Annotated in this window: 15 protein-coding genes; 8 read left to right on the top strand and 7 right to left on the bottom strand. The window is 62.1% G+C overall.

Annotated features, from left to right (window positions below; genetic code table 11):
* The gene (locus BLU71_RS04265) at positions 1–312 is read right to left on the bottom strand and encodes a PepSY domain-containing protein (RefSeq protein WP_042609103.1); all 312 of its coding nucleotides are present in this window, start codon (positions 310–312) and stop codon (positions 1–3) included.
* Entirely contained in the window at positions 312–620 is a 309-nt protein-coding gene (locus tag BLU71_RS04260; RefSeq protein ID WP_083352394.1) for a PepSY domain-containing protein, read from the bottom strand. Before BLU71_RS04260 ends, BLU71_RS04265 begins: the two co-directional genes overlap by 1 nt.
* A gap of 263 nt (positions 621–883) precedes the next feature.
* Between BLU71_RS04260 and BLU71_RS04255 the strand changes: the two genes are divergently transcribed.
* The 4 genes from BLU71_RS04255 to codA all read left to right on the top strand — a co-directional run bounded on the left by BLU71_RS04255 (position 884) and on the right by codA (position 5,163).
* Entirely contained in the window at positions 884–1,963 is a 1,080-nt protein-coding gene (locus BLU71_RS04255; RefSeq protein WP_042609101.1) for a hypothetical protein, read from the top strand.
* An 85-nt stretch (positions 1,964–2,048) separates the two neighbouring features.
* Positions 2,049–2,405, top strand: coding sequence for a 6-carboxytetrahydropterin synthase QueD (gene queD, locus BLU71_RS04250; protein WP_042609100.1), 357 nt, complete (start codon positions 2,049–2,051; stop codon positions 2,403–2,405).
* A gap of 236 nt (positions 2,406–2,641) precedes the next feature.
* Positions 2,642–3,913 (top strand): cytosine permease, encoded by a 1,272-nt coding sequence (gene codB / locus BLU71_RS04245; protein WP_083352393.1) that lies wholly within the window; start codon positions 2,642–2,644, stop codon positions 3,911–3,913.
* Positions 3,914–3,927: 14 nt separating this feature from the next.
* Complete coding sequence (gene codA, locus BLU71_RS04240; protein WP_071172997.1) at positions 3,928–5,163, top strand: cytosine deaminase; 1,236 nt, start codon at positions 3,928–3,930, stop codon at positions 5,161–5,163.
* Between the two features lie 155 nt (positions 5,164–5,318).
* On the opposite strand, the gene BLU71_RS04235 is transcribed toward codA, so the two are convergent.
* Positions 5,319–6,299 carry a diaminopimelate epimerase gene (locus tag BLU71_RS04235; RefSeq protein WP_083352392.1) on the bottom strand — a complete coding sequence of 327 codons (981 nt, stop codon included), beginning with the start codon at positions 6,297–6,299 and terminating at the stop codon, positions 5,319–5,321.
* A gap of 243 nt (positions 6,300–6,542) precedes the next feature.
* Between BLU71_RS04235 and BLU71_RS04230 the strand changes: the two genes are divergently transcribed.
* Positions 6,543–7,694 (top strand): MFS transporter, encoded by a 1,152-nt coding sequence (locus BLU71_RS04230; RefSeq protein ID WP_042609095.1) that lies wholly within the window; start codon positions 6,543–6,545, stop codon positions 7,692–7,694.
* 92 nt (positions 7,695–7,786) lie between these two features.
* Here the strand turns inward: BLU71_RS04230 and BLU71_RS04225 are convergent, their stop codons facing one another.
* The 4 genes from BLU71_RS04225 to BLU71_RS04210 form a co-directional block, all read right to left on the bottom strand.
* Positions 7,787–10,213, bottom strand: coding sequence for a TonB-dependent siderophore receptor (locus BLU71_RS04225; RefSeq protein WP_083352391.1), 2,427 nt, complete (start codon positions 10,211–10,213; stop codon positions 7,787–7,789).
* Between the two features lie 98 nt (positions 10,214–10,311).
* Positions 10,312–11,295 (bottom strand): FecR family protein, encoded by a 984-nt coding sequence (locus BLU71_RS04220; RefSeq protein WP_083352390.1) that lies wholly within the window; start codon positions 11,293–11,295, stop codon positions 10,312–10,314.
* A gap of 40 nt (positions 11,296–11,335) precedes the next feature.
* Positions 11,336–11,827 carry a sigma-70 family RNA polymerase sigma factor gene (locus BLU71_RS04215; RefSeq protein WP_083352389.1) on the bottom strand — a complete coding sequence of 164 codons (492 nt, stop codon included), beginning with the start codon at positions 11,825–11,827 and terminating at the stop codon, positions 11,336–11,338.
* 51 nt (positions 11,828–11,878) lie between these two features.
* Positions 11,879–13,021 carry an MFS transporter gene (locus BLU71_RS04210; RefSeq protein ID WP_083352388.1) on the bottom strand — a complete coding sequence of 381 codons (1,143 nt, stop codon included), beginning with the start codon at positions 13,019–13,021 and terminating at the stop codon, positions 11,879–11,881.
* 97 nt (positions 13,022–13,118) lie between these two features.
* Here BLU71_RS04210 and BLU71_RS04205 point away from each other — a divergent pair, with 97 nt between their 5' ends.
* The 3 genes from BLU71_RS04205 to BLU71_RS04195 all read left to right on the top strand — a co-directional run bounded on the left by BLU71_RS04205 (position 13,119) and on the right by BLU71_RS04195 (position 16,679).
* On the top strand, positions 13,119–13,883 hold the full coding sequence (locus BLU71_RS04205) for an AraC family transcriptional regulator (RefSeq protein WP_083352387.1): 765 nt from the start codon (positions 13,119–13,121) through the stop codon (positions 13,881–13,883).
* 97 nt (positions 13,884–13,980) lie between these two features.
* Complete coding sequence (locus BLU71_RS04200; RefSeq protein WP_083352386.1) at positions 13,981–15,090, top strand: HlyD family secretion protein; 1,110 nt, start codon at positions 13,981–13,983, stop codon at positions 15,088–15,090.
* A complete protein-coding gene (locus BLU71_RS04195; RefSeq protein WP_083352385.1) occupies positions 15,087–16,679 on the top strand; it encodes a DHA2 family efflux MFS transporter permease subunit in 1,593 nt (530 codons plus the stop codon). Before BLU71_RS04200 ends, BLU71_RS04195 begins: the two co-directional genes overlap by 4 nt.
* The last annotated feature ends 111 nt before the right edge of the window (positions 16,680–16,790 follow it).

Genomic DNA, 16,790 nt, shown 5'->3' with positions numbered 1-16,790 from the left:
TCAATCTTCCTTGTCTTTGACTAACTCGCCGGTATCGGCCTTCAAGTGCAGCTCGCGCGCCACGCCTTCGACCGTCAGCAATTCGACTTCGTAAATGTACACGTCGTGTTTTTCTTCCAGCTCGACTTCCAGCAGTTTGGCACCGGGGTAGCGATCCATGGCCTGCTGCAGCACTTGCTCCAGCGGCAGGATCACGCCATCGCGACGCAGGGCCAGTGCCTCGTCCTGATCAAGGTCGCGGGCCATGGCAGTGGTGCAGAACAACACCAGCGCCAGCGCCGTCAGGCGGGTGGCGCGAATATTCAGCTTCATTACGTATCCTGATGATCCCTGAGCACTTCACCATCTACCGCGTTCAACTCCAGATCCCACTTCACACCTTTCGGGTCGCGCAGTTCGATCTGGTAAATGAACTTGCCGTACTCTTCTTCCAGCTCGGTTTCGGTGATTTCCGAACCGGGGTGTTCTTCCAGCGCGATGGCGTTGAGCTTCTCGAAGGAGACGATAGTACCAGCGTCGCGCAAACGAAGCGCTTCGTCAGGCCCGAGATCGCGCGCGTGAGCGGTGCTGGCAGTGAGGCCGATGATCGAGGCAGTGGTCAGGGCAGTCAGGGTTTTCATGGTGTCTCCGAATTCTTATATGTTGCATACGGTGGGCACCTTAGCGGGGTCAACTTAACTGAAACTGAATGGCCATCATTGTGCCCTTTTCATTACCAATCCACCGCCTGGAATAAGACTCTGTAGGAGTGAGCCTGCTCGCGATAGCGGTGTGTCAGCCAACACATCTGCCACTGATGCACCGCTATCGCGAGCAGGCTCACTCCTACAAGGGTTCGCAACATCGGCTTATAATTCGCAGCTTGCTAACGATCGAGACCGGTATGACCGCCATCCACATCAAGTTCCCCGCCCTCACCCTCAAGGCCGGCCCGCGGGCCATGGCGCGGATTCGTGCGCAGGGCTTGCACGCCGCTGACGTCGGCACCCTGCCCGGTGCGGCCGGTGGGCCGAAGGCGCTGGGGATTCAGGGGCTCGATCTGGCGTTGTTCGGCGAGTGGCTGCCGAGTGCGCCGCGCGAGCGTTCGCTGATCGGCGCCTCGGTGGGTTCCTGGCGCTTCGCCAGTGCCTGCCTGCCGGACGCCGCCGAAGGCATTCGCCGCCTCGGTCAGCTGTACGCCGAGCAGAATTTCAACAAAGGCGTGACCATGGCCGAGATCAGTCAGAGCTCGCAACGCATGCTCAACGACCTGCTCGACGGCCGCGACGCGAGCATCCTCGAAAACCGCGATTACCGCCTCAACATCATGGTGGTGAAAAGTCAGGGCCGCCTCGCCGAAGACCATCGCGGGCGCCTCGGTCTGGCACTCGGTTCGGTGATCGCCGACAACCTGCGCGGGCGCGCCCGGCTGTCGCGGCACTTCGAACGGCTGATCATCCACGATCCGCGCCTCGCCCCGCCGCTCGATGCCTTGACCGATTTCCCCTCGCGCTTCGTTGCCCTCAATGCCGGCAACCTGCGTCAGGCCCTGCTCGCTTCGGGGTCGATTCCGATGGTCATGGAAGGCGTGCGCGACTTGCCCGGCGCCGGCGCAGGTACGTTCCGCGACGGCGGCCTGCTCGACTATCACCTCGACCTTCCCTACAGCGGCGACGGCATCGTGCTTTATCCGCACTTCACCGATCGGGTGATCCCCGGCTGGTTCGACAAGACCCTGCCGTGGCGCCGCGCCTCGGTGCAGCGTTTGCAGGACGTGGTGCTGGTCGCGCCGTCGAAGGAATATCTGGCGCGCCTGCCCTACGGCAAGCTGCCCGATCGTAACGACTTCAAACGCTTCATGGGCGATGCGCCGAGCCGGCAGAAATACTGGCACGCGGCGATGGACGAGAGTCGCCGACTGGGCGATGAATTCCTCGAACTGACGGCCAGCGGTCGCCTCGCCGACCGCTTGCTGACCCTTTAGTCAGCACGGCCAAAGACAAGCTGATAAACTCGCCGCCTGCCCGAATCGCTGCGGCGAACGCCATCTGAACAGAGCCGAAAATACCGTGGAAATCTTCAAAGAGTTTACCTTCGAATCCGCCCACCGCCTGCCCCACGTCCCCGACGGCCACAAGTGCGGACGCCTGCACGGTCACTCGTTCAAGGTCGCGCTGCACCTGAGCGGCGACCTTGATCCGCACACTGGCTGGATTCGCGATTTCTCCGAGATCAAAGCGTTCTTCAAGCCGCTGTACGAACGCCTCGACCACAACTACCTGAACGACATTCCCGGTCTGGAAAACCCGACCAGCGAAGTGCTGGCCAAATTCATCTGGAACGAGATGAAGCCGTTGCTGCCGGAACTCAGCGCGATCCGCATTCATGAGACGTGCACCAGCGGCTGCATTTATCGCGGGGAATAAGCCACACAGACACCTCTGTAGGAGCTGCCGAAGGCTGCGATCTTTTGATCTTGGTTTTTACAATCAAAATCAAAAGATCGCAGCCTTCGGCAGCTCCTACATTGGGCTTCGGTGTGGTCAGGTGCACCGTTTTCGCGCCTGACTTCGCCGTGTCGTCTATACATACCCAGCCCGACCGCGTTTGGCACGACCGCTGCAACCCTCCTGCGTCTTCCCCTTCCAGCAAGGACTGCCCCATGACGCAGAACGCCTCCGGCAACGATTACCCGCTCAGTGAAGTGCCGATGCACGCGCGCAAAGGCCTGGCCTCGACGGCGATGGTGTTACTGGGTTTCACGTTTTTCACCGCGACCATGTTTGCCGGCGGCAAGCTGGGGGTCGCGTTCGGTTTTGCCGAGATGATGGCGGTGATCATTGTCGGCAACCTGTTGCTCGGTCTGTACGCCGCGGGCCTGGGTTACATCGCCTTCAAGAGCGGCCTCAATTCGGTGCTGATGGGGCGGTTCTGTTTTGGCGAAGTCGGCAGCAAGCTCAGCGACCTGATCCTCGGTTTCACTCAGATCGGCTGGTACGCCTGGGGCACGGCGACGGCGGCGGTGGTGATCGGCAAGTACTTCGATCTGAATGAGGCCACGGTGCTCGGCCTGATGGTGTTGTTCGGTCTGGGCTTCTGCGCCACGGCGTACATCGGTTATCGCGGACTGGAAATTCTCTCGTACATCGCGGTGCCGGCGATGATGTTGCTGTTAATGCTGTCGATGTGGGTAGCGACGGTGAAGGTCGGCGGTTTCGAGGGATTGCTCAGCGTGATACCGACGGGCTCGCTGGACTGGTCGACAGCGATCACCCTGGTGTTCGGCACCTTCGTCAGCGGCGCTACGCAAGCCACCAACTGGACGCGATTTTCGCGTTCGGCGCGGGTGGCAGTGTTGGCCAGTCTGATCGGCTTTTTCATCGGCAACGGCCTGATGGTGCTGATCGGCGCATACGGCGCGATCGTCTATCAGCAGCCGGACGTGGTTGAAGTGCTGCTGTTGCAGGGCTTCGCCATGGCCGCGATGGCCATGCTCTTGCTGAACATCTGGAGCACGCAGGACAACACCATCTACAACTTTGCCGTGGCCGGCTGCAACCTGCTGCGTACCGGGCGGCGCAAAACCGTAACCCTCGGCGGTGCGGTGATTGGCACCCTGCTCGCCCTCCTCGGCATGTATGACATGCTGGTGCCGTACCTGATCCTGCTCGGCACGGTGATTCCGCCGATTGGCGGGGTGATCATGGCTGACTTCTTCTACCGCTGGCGCGGGCACTATCCGCGTCTGGCCGACGCACGGTTGCCGGCGTTCAACTGGCCGGGGCTCGGGGCCTATGGGGTGGGCACCGTCGCTGCGTTCAGCTCGCCATGGGTCGCGCCGCTGGTAGGGATCGCCGCTGCCGCGCTAACGTATGTCATCGTCACCGGTGTGCTCGGCGCCCATCGCCTCAGCGCACCACTACAAGACCTATAAAAAGGATTCGCCTGATGCACATCATCAACGCCCGCCTGCGCAACCAGGAAGGCCTGCACGAATTGCACCTCGAAGACGGCCTGATCCACAGCATCGCCCGCCAGACCGAAGCGCCGACCCTCGGCCCGGATGACCTCGATGCCGGCGGCAATCTGGTGGTGCCGCCCTTCGTCGAGCCGCACATTCACCTCGACGCCACCCTTACCGCCGGCGAGCCGCGCTGGAACATGAGCGGCACGCTGTTCGAAGGCATCGAGTGCTGGGGCGAGCGCAAAGTCACCATTACCGAAGAAGACACCAAGACCCGCGCCAAGAAGACCATTCAGGCGCTGGCCGCCCACGGCATCCAGCATGTGCGCACCCACGTCGACGTCACTGACCCGCAACTCACTGCGCTCAAAGCCATGCTCGAAGTGCGCGAGGAAAGCCGCCACCTGATCGACCTACAAATCGTCGCGTTCCCGCAAGAAGGCATCGAGTCGTTCCGCAACGGTCGCGAGCTAATGGAAGAAGCGATCCGCATGGGTGCCGATGTGGTCGGGGGCATTCCGCATTTCGAATACACCCGCGATCAGGGCGTCAGCTCGGTGAAGTTTCTGATGGACCTGGCCGAGCGCACCGGTTGCCTGGTCGACGTGCATTGCGACGAGACCGACGACCCGCATTCGCGCTTCCTTGAAGTGCTCGCCGAAGAAGCGCGCAGCCGCGACATGGGCGCCCGCGTCACCGCCAGCCACACCACGGCGATGGGCTCTTACGACAACGCCTACTGCGCCAAACTGTTCCGCCTGCTCGGCCATTCCGGGATCAGTTTTGTTTCCTGCCCGACCGAAAGCATCCACCTGCAGGGACGTTTCGACAATTTCCCGAAACGCCGCGGCGTCACCCGCGTCAACGAACTGCTCGAAGCCGGGATGAACGTGTGTTTCGGCCAGGATTCCATCGTCGATCCGTGGTACCCGCTGGGCAACGGCAACATCCTGCGCGTGCTTGAAGCGGGTCTGCACATCTGCCACATGCTCGGTTATCGCAACCTGCAAAGCGCGCTGGACCTGGTCACCGACAACAGCGCCAAAGCCATGCACCTGGGCGAGCGTTACGGCCTGGAACAGGGCCGCCCGGCGAACCTGCTGATTCTGTCGGCGGACAGCGATTACGAGGTGATCCGCAGCCAGGGTCTGCCGCTGTATTCGATTCGTGGCGGCAAGGTGTTGATGAAGCGGCAGATGCCGGTGGTGGAGTTCAGCTGAGAATTGCGCTGAGTCAAATGCAAATATTCCATTTGCCACAAACCCTGTAGGAGTGAGCCTGCTCGCGATAGCGTTCTTTCAGTCGATGGAAATGTGGCTGACACACCGCCATCGCGAGCAGGCTCACTCCTACAAGAGCATCGCTAGTGGCCGAATCAAGCGATCAACCGCGCCGTGCCAAACAATCTGACGCGCAGCAACTCCCCTTCTGAAACCTCAAGCAAAACCGGTGCAGTGCCGCCAGGCATGATCACTTGCACTTCCCCCGCCTCAACCCAACCCACCCGCCACGCCGCACACGCCACTGCGCTGGCACTGGTGCCGGATGACGCGGTCGGCCCCTCGCCGCGCTCGAACACCCGGGCAAGAATTTGCTGCGGTGACGCCAGCGCAGCCCATTGCAGATTGACGCCCGCCGGACAGGGATTGCCGGCACCGGTGGGCATGGCATAGGCGATAGCGGTCAGCCGTTCGTTCAGGGGCGATTCACGCATCTGTTGGTTGCCCGGCAACGCGGCCGCATCGCTGAGCAGCGTTACGCAGTGCGGATTGCCGATGCGCACGAACTGGCTGTGGGTCCAGTCGGGATCGAGTTGTGCCAGGGGCCGGACATGACTGACGTCACGGTGATTGAAGTGAACGCTCTCAACTGACTGCGCCCCCACGGCTTGCGCGCCGAATCCGGGCTGACCGAGATCAAGCCAGAAACCGCGCACGCCTTCGACCTCGGCCGGTTTCACCGAGGTTTCCAGCGCCTCGCCCTTGTCATGATGAACGCGCAACACTGCACCCTGCGCCGGCATCAGGCCTTGCTCGGTCAGCGCCTCAGAAAAAATCGTCAGGCCGTTGCCGCTGCGCTCAGCGAGGCTGCCGTCTGTGTTCACAATCAGCACATCGAACGGTGCAGACGTCTGATAAGGGCCGATCAGCAGACCATCACTGCGGTGCGGTTTGCTGTTGGCCGGGCGCAGGCCTTCGGGCCAATGGCAGCACAGGGCGATGGCGGCTTTGCTCCATTGCTGCCGAGACGTGGCGCATTCGGCGGCGCTGACCGGCAAAGCAATCCCGGCCTCGCGCAAGGCTTGGGGCGAAACCACGGCGTAGATATTGCCGCGTGCGTCGAAGAAGCTCGTCATGCCTTGGTCCCGTATTCCATGCTGGCGAAAATCCAACTGTAAACCGCAATCCCCGGTAGGAGTGAGCCTGCTCGCGATAGCGGTGTGTCCGTTAAAAAATTGTCGACTGACACACCGCTATCGCGAGCAGGCTCACTCCTACAGGGTAGGATGTTCACCGTTATGCCCCGAAGGCCTGAGATCGAACCTCAACGCCGTCAGAATGTCACTCGGGATGCAGTTGTTTTTTTGCCAAGGATCGATATGACCAGCCTCAACCCCCAAGACACGTTCGTCCCCGGACGCCTGGAACAGATGTCCACGCGCGTCGCTTTTTTCATCGCCGGCCTCGGCATCGCCGCGTGGGCGCCGCTGGTGCCGTATGCCAAGGCGCGGGCCGGGCTGGATGAGGGCACGCTGGGGTTATTGCTGTTGTGCCTGGGCGTCGGTTCGATTCTGGCGATGCCGCTGGCGGGAATTCTCGCGACGCGCTTCGGCTGCCGGCGTGTGGCCACCGGCGGCACGTTGCTGATCTGCGCGGCGCTGCCTTTGCTGGCGACGGTATCGTCGATCCCGGCGCTGATCGCCACGCTGTTCATGTTCGGTGCCGGCCTCGGCACGGTGGATTCGACGGTGAACCTGCAAGCCGTGATCGTCGAGCGCGCCAGCGGCAAGCACATGATGTCGGGCTTCCACGGCTTGTTCAGCCTCGGCGGCATTGTCGGTGCTGCGGGCGTCAGCGCATTGCTCGGCCTCGGCCTGACGCCGCTGGCGGCGATGCTGGTGGTGGTGGTTTTGCTGATCGGCGCCTTGCTCAAGTGCGTGCCGCACATGTTGCCCTACGGCAGTGAAAGCTCCGGCCCGGCCTTCGCCATTCCCCACGGCATCGTGCTGTTTATCGGCGGCATGTGCTTCATCGTGTTCCTCACCGAAGGCGCGGCGCTGGACTGGAGCGCCGTGTTCCTCGCCCAGGAACGCGGAATCGACACGGCGTACGCTGGAATGGGTTACGCAGCGTTCGCCCTGACCATGACCGTCGGACGTCTGCTGGGTGACCGCATCGTGCGCAAGCTGGGTGCCACGCGGATCATTCTGTTCGGCGGGCTGCTGGCGGCGGCGGGGTTGTTTCTCGCCACCTTCGCGCCGAGCTGGCAAGCGGCGCTGGTCGGTTACGCGTTGGTCGGCGCCGGTTGCTCGAACATCGTTCCCGTGCTGTATACGGCAGTGGGCAAGCAGACGGTGATGCCGGAAAGCATCGCGGTGCCGGCGATTACCACGCTCGGTTACGCAGGGATTCTCGCCGGGCCGGCGGTGATCGGTTTTGTCGCCCATGCCAGCAGCCTGAGTTTTGCCTTTGGACTGATGGCGGTGTTGCTGGTCGCTGTGGCGATCGGCGGGAAAGTCCTGAAGGTCTAAAGCAAAAGATCGCAGCCTTCGGCAGCTCCTACAGGGGATCGGCGAACATCCTGTAGGAGCTGCCGAAGGCTGCGATCTTTTGATCTTGTGTTTTAAAAACCGACGCTGGCCTGCACGAAGAACGTGCGCGGCGCGCCGACATACATCCCCGAGTTGTTGTCGCTGGAGCGGGTGAAGTACTGCTTGTCGAAGACGTTTTTCACCCCGGCGCCGAGCTTGAGATTCGACACCTGCGGGCCGAAGTCATAGCCGCCGCGCACGTTCCAGGTCACGTAACCCGGAATGTCGCCATACTGCCCGTCCGCTGTGCCTTCGGTGATGTAGTTGCCGTTGAAGCTGCCATCGGCATTCACACCGGTGCCCGGCGAACGTTGTTTCGATTGGGCGAAGCCGTCGATGTTCCAGGTCCAGCGATTGATGTCGTAACGCAACCCGACCGTGGCCACCTGCCGCGAATAGAACGGCAGATCGCGGCCCTTGAAGCCGGGAATCTCGCCTTCATAGGTGGCGCGGGTGTAGGTGAAGCCGGCATTGGCGGTCAGGCCATCGAGGCGCGGGTCGAGTGCCGCCATGTCGTAGTGCACGGACGCTTCGATGCCCTGGTGCTTGGTGGCGCCGAGGTTGGTCCAGCCAACGTCGTTGCTGATGTATTGCAGCTCGTCGTCGAAGTCGATGTAGAACAGCGTCACTTCGCCGCCCCAGACATCATCGTTGTAGCGCGTGCCGATCTCGTAGGTCTTGGCCTTTTCCGGCTCCAGACCGTTGGCGGTGCTGTCACCCGAACCGCCCTGGCCGAGCTGGAAATACTGCAGGCTGCCGAACGAGGTCTCGTAATTGGCGAACAGCTTCCAGGCGTCCGACAGGTGATACATCACGCTCAGCGCCGGCAGCGGTTCGTTGCTTTCGATGCTGCGGTTTTTTTCCGGGACCGGCCGGCCGGCCGTGTCGAGCACGGCGCGGTCATGCCAGTCGGTACTGATGTGTTCGAAGCGGATGCCCGGGGTGATGGTCCAGTTGCCGACGTCGATCTTGTTGTCGACATACACCGAGTTGGCCTCGGTGCCACCGGTGCGATCCTGGAACACATGGCCGTCGGAGGTCGGTGTGACCACCGGCTGGTTGTTGACCAGCGCCAGACGGCTCGATTCTTCGTGCATTGCTTCTTTCAGATAGCGATAACCAACGCTGACTTCCTGGGTGGTCGGGCCGACATCGAACACCCGCGACACGCGCGGCTCGATGCCGAGGGTGTAATAGGAACGCGGGTACGAGCTGAGGGTGCGCTGATCGCGCGCGGCGATGGTACTGCCGCGAAAGCTGTCGGTGTAATAGGTGAGGATCTCCGCCTGAGTGCGCTCATCGATCTGGCGAATCCACTTGAACGACACGTCTTTGCGCCGGCCACTGAACTGATCGTAGTCACGCACCGATTGGTACGGCTTGTCGTCGTACTGACGCTGGGTCAGGCCGCCGGGCATGTCGGCGCTGGCGTCGTAGTAGTGAAAATTGAGACTGAAATCATCCTGATCGGTGGGCGCCCAATGCGTCTTGAGCAGCACGTCGTCGATGTCATTGCCGTTGTTGCGTTCGCGATAGCCGTGGCCGTTGACGCCGGAGTACAACAGTGCGACGCCCATGCCGTTGTCGGCGGTGCCGCCGAGGAACGCCGTGTCGATGTGTTTCCAGCCGCCGTACTGCGTGGTCTCGAGGGTGGTGCCGATTTCACCGGTGGTTTTTTCCGGAATCGCACGAGTCACGAAGTTGATTACGCCGCCGACGTTCTGCGGCCCGTAACGCACGGAACCGGCACCCCGCACCACGTCGATGCTGTCGAGATTGCCCGAGGAGATTGGCGCCATCGACAGTTGCGGCTGGCCGTACGGGGCAAACGCCGCCGGCACGCCGTCGATCAGCACGGTCGAGCGTGGCGACAGACGCGAAGTCAGACCGCGCACGCCAACGTTGAGGGAAATATCGCTGCCGCCGGTGCCGTTGGAGTCCTGTACCTGCACGCCGGGCACGCGCTTGAGCACGTCGCTGACGTTCATCGCACCCTGCTCGACCATCGCTTCGCGGCGAATCACCGTACGTGCGCCGGGATGGTTCTGCACCACCGCCGCATCGGCGTCACCGAGCCAGTCGCCGACCACTTTGATGTCGGTCACGCCGAGCTCCAGCGGGCCACTGCTGGCAGCCGAAGTGGCGGCCGGTGCGAGCGTCACCGAGCCATCGTTGATCTGATAATCGAGGCCGCTGCCCTGCAACAACTGGCGCAGCGCCTGCTCCGCCGAGAGGTCGCCGTCGACCGCTGGCGCCTGTTTGCCAGCCACCAGCTCAGGGCTGAAAAACACCTGCAGCGAGGTCTGCTGGCCCAGCTCGCTCAAGGCCTGGCCCAGCGGCTGCGCGCGGATATGAATCGCTTCGGCGGCAAACGCCAACGGCATCGCCGAGTTGACCGCGAGCGCCAGCGCGAGTGGCAACCAAGGGGATTTTTTATTGTTGGTTGTGATGATGTTCACGTCGTACGGAGTCCTGTGGATCGCAAGAGTGTGCGGCTGTTAATGCAAACCAGTTGCAGTTGAACAGGAAGACGCTGAACGGGGAAAAAACCTGAATGCTATCGGGAAATTATTTCCTGACTGCCATCGGCGAGGGTGCGCACGGTCACCGGCAGGATGCTCGGCAAGGCTTTGAGCAAGGCCTCGGTGTCGTCGGATTTGAACACGCTGGTCAGGCGCAGGCTGGCCACGTTCGGCTGAGTGACGGTGAGCGGCTTGTCGCGATAGCGTGATACTTCTGCCGCCACTTCGCTGAGGCTGGCGTTGTTGAACACCAGTTTGCCGTGGCGCCATGCAGTCAGTTCCGCCGGGTTGACCGGGTATGCCGGCAGGACTTTGCCTTGCGCATCGACCGAAGTGCCGAGGCCTGCGCTCAGGTTGATGAACTCGTTGTCCCGCGCATGACTTCCCTGCACTTTCACCGTGCCCTGCTCCACCGCCACACGGGTTTGCGTGGCCTCGCGGCGCACATCGAAACGTGTACCGGTGACCGTGACCTTGCCGCTACCGGCCTCGACGACAAACGGCCGCGAGGGGTCATGTGCAACGCTGAACATCGCCTCGCCTGCGCTCAGTTCGATCACCCGTCGATCCTGCTCGTAACGCACCTGCAAGCGGCTGCGACTGTTCAGATCAATCACCGAGCCATCCGGCAACGCCACATGTTTGCGCTCGCCCTGCGCCGTGGCGACCTCGACGCGGTAACCGCCCGGATGGTTCAGTCCACTGAACAGGCCAAGTCCCAGCGCAACGGCCAGGACACTCGCGGCCGCGGCATAACGCAACAACGGACGTCGTTCGCGGCGAGCTGGCGCAGTTTCAACAAGCGCTTGCAGACGCGACGTCGGCAGCCAATCAGCCGCCGTCCACAATCCTTGCAGCAGTTGGAATTCTTCGCGGTGTTGCGGATGCTCGTTCAGCCAGGCGTCGAAGCGCTGCTGTTGTTCGACGCTGACATCCGGCTCCTGCAAGCGCACGAACCAGCCCGCCGCCTCATCCCGCACCGCGGTTTGCCCACAGGCGCAATCACGAATCTCCATCATGGAATGTCCTGTCCGGGCGAAAATGAAAAGGTGCGAGCGCTCATGACTGCAACCCATCCAGCCGCTCGCGCAGATGGCGCAGGGTGCGGATCATATACTTTTCGACCATGTTCTTGGACAGCCCGAGGCGCTCGGCAATTTCTGCCTGCGTCAGGCCTTCGATTTTCTGCCAGACAAAGATCTTGCGACAGTTGAGCGGCAGCTCGGTGAGCGCGCGTTCGATGGAATCGGCCAACTGGATCGCGTGCATGTAGTGCTCCGGGTCGCCCGCTGATGACGCACTGTCATCGACCGTCTCCGACTCCATGGCGCCCCGCCGGTCCTCACGCCGGTAACCATCGACCGCGATATTGCGCGCGGTCTGGTGCAGATACGCGCGAGGCTGCTGCACCGCCGCCGAATCCGCCTCGAGCACCCGCACAAAGGTATCGTGCGCCAGATCCTCGGCCTGCGCGCGATTGCGCAGGCGCCGAGTCCAGGTGCCGATCAACTCTTCGTAATGCTCGAAAAAGCCGGATCTGCGGGAGCGCATGGGGGATGGACGGCGTGGTGAGGAAAGGGGCGTGAATAGTAATGCTTCCTATTAAGCCCGGCAATTCATTCCTTTGCATGCAAACGCGCTCAGCAACAACGCCACACCATTGCACACGATCAGCGCTGCGCCCAACGCCTGAAACCAACCGGCAAGCATCAGTCCCGCGCCTATCAGCAAGTAATACATCAACCCCAGCAACGCCCCGGCGGTGCCCAGCCGATCGGCGTAATCCACCAGCGCCAGGCCCAGAACGTTGGGAATGGCCATGCCGAATGCCTGCACGATCAACAGCATTGGCAGCAGGAACGCGGCGCTGTCCTGCAGTAACCAGACGCCAATGCCACCGGCCAGTCCGCACACCGCTGCGAGCCGGATCAATTGCATCGCCGCGTACCCGGCCAGCAACAGACGCTTGTTGAACCACGCGCCAAGACCCGAACCCAGCGCGAGCAACACGCCGCTGTAGCCGAACCACTCCTCGCTCATGCCCAAGCGCTGGAACATGAATGGCGCGAGGCTGTAGTAACTGAACAGCGCGACGTTGAATGACGCAACCCACAACGCTGAGCGCCAGATCCCGAGGTCGCGCAGCATGAGCCAGAGGGTTTCGGAAAGACGGATGTCCGGCGTCTGTTCCGGCCGCGACTCCGCCAGGCCGTACCAACTCCACAGCCACAAACAGGCCGCGAGCAGCACCAACGCGCCGAGCACACCGCGATACCCGAACACCTGCACCAGACTGGCACCGCTGAACAATCCAATCGCCGGGCTTGCGGCCAGTGCGATGCCCACCAGCGAGAACACCTGCGCCAGTTCGGCACCCTTGAAGCGATCACGCAATACGGTTTGCGTGACCACCGAAGCCACCGCCGCGCCAAACGCTGCCAGCCCTTGAACCAACAGCAAAGCGTTGAAACTGCTGACCCCCAGGCCGACCAGCATGGCTACGGCATAAAGCGCCAGTCCCGCCAGCATCACCGGACGCCGTCCGAAGCGATCACACGCGCGGCCCCACGTAACTACGCCGAACGCAAACGCCAGAAAAAATACCGACAGGGACTGCGCGGCCGCTTGCGGACCGACAGCAAACGCTTGCCCCATGTCAGCCAAGGCCGGGCTGTACAGCGTTTGCGCGATTTGCGGGAACGTCAGCAACCCGATCGCCAGCGCCAGAAAACTTCGGTTATTCATCCCTCACGACTCCTCTACGAAAGCAGAGAAGTTTAAGAACCAACCGTTGGCGTATTATCCAGACCCCGCCAATTTATCGCTGAAATCGGACAACCCCATGGCCTGGCTCGATGCCCATTCGACGTTTGATGCAGACAGTTTTGCCGCCCCGGTCATCGGCCTCGCCTCGACCCTGGATGAACACGATTCCGGTATGCATCAGCATCGGCGCGGGCAATTGCTGTACACCCGGCAGGGCTGCATCCGGATCACCCTGGCGCAGCAGTTGTGCCTGTTGCCGCCGTCGCGGGCAGCATGGATTCCGGCTGGCATCAGCCATCGCGCGGTGATGCAGCAGAGCGTCGATTATCGTTCGATCTACCTGGTCGATGACTTATGCCATGAGTTGCCGCATGAGGTCTGCGTCATTGAAGTCAGCCCCTTGCTGCGCGCGGTGCTCGAACCCATGGCGACGGCGGCGTTCGACACTGACTGGCGAACAGGCAAATTCGCCCACTTGCTCGGGCTGTGCCTGAGTGAAATCAATGACGCGGCGCAGCAACCGATGCTGTTGCCATTGCCTTGGGACAAACGAATTGCACCGCTGCTGGCGATGCCCGAACGCCTGCCACCCGCGCTGCATGTGCTGGACCAGCAGATCGGCGCCAGCAGCCGCACGATCGGGCGGATCTTCCAGCGCGAGACCGGCATGAGTTATCAGCAATGGCGTCAGCAGTGGCGCTTGATGCGCGCGATCGAACTGCTTGCCACCGGGCGAAGCCTGAGTTACTGCGCTTTTCAGTTGGGGTTTGCCAGCGACAGCGCGTTCATCGCCTTTTTCAAATCAATGACCGGCAGCACACCGGGCCAGTGGCTCAAGTAAGCAACTGACGATCGACCGCAGAAATAATTTGCCACGAAATATTACTCGCGTCATATTACAGCCGTAATAACGAACCGTTTCCTCAGGTACTGACGCCATGACCAGCATGCCCTCCCCCGATTCTGTTCCGGTCAAGACCCGGCCTCCCCTGTTCAAACGCCTGTTGATCGCCGGCAGCGTTTTGCTGGTGTTGATCCTGGCGGGCATGTACGCCTTGCACTGGTGGGGCGCCGGACGCTTTCTGGAGGAGACCGACGATGCCTACATCGGTGGCAACGTCACAGTGATCGGGCCGAAAGTGGCCGGTTACATCGAAGAGGTGCTGGTGGGCGACAACCAGTCGGTCAAGGCCGGCGATGTGTTGATCCGCCTCGATGCCCGGGACTATCGCGCCAATCTGGCCAAGGCCGAAGGCGCTGTGGCGGCGGAACAAGCGCTGCTGGCCAACCTCGACGCCACCGAGCAATTGCAGCACGCGGTGATCGGTCAGGCCCGCGCCGGTATCGACGCAGCAAGCGCGGAAACGGCGCGGTCACGGGATGACAACACACGCTACAAACGTCTGGTGAGCAGCAACGCAGTGTCGGTGGAAAGTGCGCAGCGCGCTGACGCCACGTTCAAGACCGCGCAAGCCCTGAGCGCCCGAGCGCAGGCCGAACTGCTCGCCGCGCAACGGCAACTGGCGGTGATCGAAACCCAAAAACAACAAGCCCGCGCCGCCCTGCAGCAGGCCCGCGCTGAACGTGATCTGGCCGAGTTGAACCTCGGTTACACCGAACTGCGCGCGCCGGTCGATGGGGTGATCGGCAATCGCCGCGCCAGGGTCGGCGCCTATGCCCAGGCCGGTTCGCAACAACTGTCGGTGGTGCCGGCCAGCGGTCTGTGGGTCGATGCCAATTTCAAGGAAGATCAACTGGCGCGGATGAAACCCGGGCAACGCGTGAGCATCCGCGCCGACGTGCTGTCCGGGCAGGAATTCCACGGCCATCTCGACAGCCTCGCCCCGGCGACCGGCTCACTGTTCAGCGTGTTGCCGCCGGAAAACGCCACCGGCAACTTCACTAAAATCGTTCAGCGCGTGCCGGTCAGAATCGTCCTTGATCCGGCCGATGGTGTGCTCGGTCACCTGCGCCCGGGTCTGTCGGTGACCGCTGAAGTCGACACCCGCGCCGAGCCGCAAACCCCCGCCGTGGCTGTCGCGCCATGAGCACCCGCCTCGCCGCTCCTGCGCAACCGTTCAATGCGGCAGACATGAGCACTGCGACCAAGGTGTTTGCCTTCGCCACCATGTGCATCGGCATGTTCATCGCCCTGCTGGATATCCAGATCGTCTCGGCGTCGCTGCGCGATATCGGCGGAGGCCTGTCCGCCGGCACCGACGAAACTGCGTGGGTGCAGACCAGCTACCTGATCGCCGAAATCATCGTGATTCCGTTGTCGGGCTGGTTGTCGCGGGTGTTTTCCACGCGCTGGCTGTTCTGCGCCTCGGCAGTCGGTTTCACCCTCGCCAGTCTGCTCTGCGGCCTGGCCTGGAACATCCAGAGCATGATCGCCTTCCGCGCATTGCAAGGCTTTCTCGGCGGCTCGATGATTCCGCTGGTGTTTACCACCGCGTTCTTTTTCTTCACTGGCAAGCAACGGGTGATTGCCGCCGCGACCATCGGCGCGGTGGCTTCGCTGGCACCGACGCTGGGGCCGGTGATCGGTGGCTGGATTACTGACATTTCTTCTTGGCACTGGCTGTTCTATATCAATCTGGTGCCGGGGATTTTCGTCGCCGTGGCGGTGCCGATGCTGGTCAGGATCGATCAGCCGGAACTGTCGCTGCTCAAGGGTGCGGACTACCTGAGCATGGTCTTTCTCGCGCTGTTCCTCGGTTGCCTGGAATACACCCTCGAAGAAGGCCCGCGCTGGAACTGGTTCAGCGACCAGACGATCCTCATCACCGCGTGGATCAGCGGCCTGGCCGGGCTGGCCTTCATTGGCCGTACGCTGCATGTAGCCAATCCGATCGTCGATCTGCGCGCCTTGAAAGACCGCAATTTCGCCCTCGGCTGCTTCTTTTCCTTCGTCACCGGCATCGGCCTGTTCGCGACGATCTACCTGACGCCGCTGTTTCTCGGACGCGTGCGCGGCTACAGCGCGCTGGACATTGGTATGGCGGTTTTCTCCACCGGGGTGTTCCAGATTCTGGCGATTCCGCTGTATGCCTTTCTGGCCAATCGCATCGATCTGCGCTGGATCATGATGCTCGGCCTGGGCCTGTTTGCCTTGTCGATGTGGGAGTTCAGCCCGATCACCCACGACTGGGGCGCCGGGGAATTGATGCTGCCGCAAGCGCTACGCGGGATTGCCCAGCAACTGGCGGTGCCGCCCGCGGTGACGTTGACGTTGGGTGGACTGGCACCGGCGCGACTCAAGCACGCGTCAGGGTTGTTCAACCTGATGCGCAACCTCGGCGGTGCGATTGGCATCGCGGCCTGCGCGACGATTCTCAATGACCGCACCAACCTGCATTTCACCCGGTTGGCCGAGCATTTGAACAGCAGCAATGAGGCGATGAATCAGTGGCTGTCGCAGGTCGGCGGCAACTTCGCCCATCTCGGCCAGAGCGGCGATGTCGGCGTCACTGCCAGCCTGCGCCAGTTGTGGCTGGTGACGTATCGCGAGGCGCAGACGCAGACCTATGGCGATACGTTTCTGATGATCATGGTCTGCTTCATCATCGCCACGGCGATGGTGCCCTTGATGCGCAAGGTGCAACCACCGGCCGCGCCGACTTCACAAGCACATTGAAGATTCCCTTGTAGGAGTGAGCCTGCTCGCGATAGCGGTGTGTCAGGTAGCAAACATGGTGACTGACATACTGCTATCGCGAGCAGGCTCACTCCTACAGGGGATGTGCGT

It is taken from the genome of Pseudomonas moraviensis, from assembly GCF_900105805.1.
Taxonomy (GTDB): domain Bacteria; phylum Pseudomonadota; class Gammaproteobacteria; order Pseudomonadales; family Pseudomonadaceae; genus Aquipseudomonas; species Aquipseudomonas moraviensis_A.
Note: the sequence above shows the minus strand (reverse complement) of the source record. Positions and strands in the feature narration are given on the sequence as shown.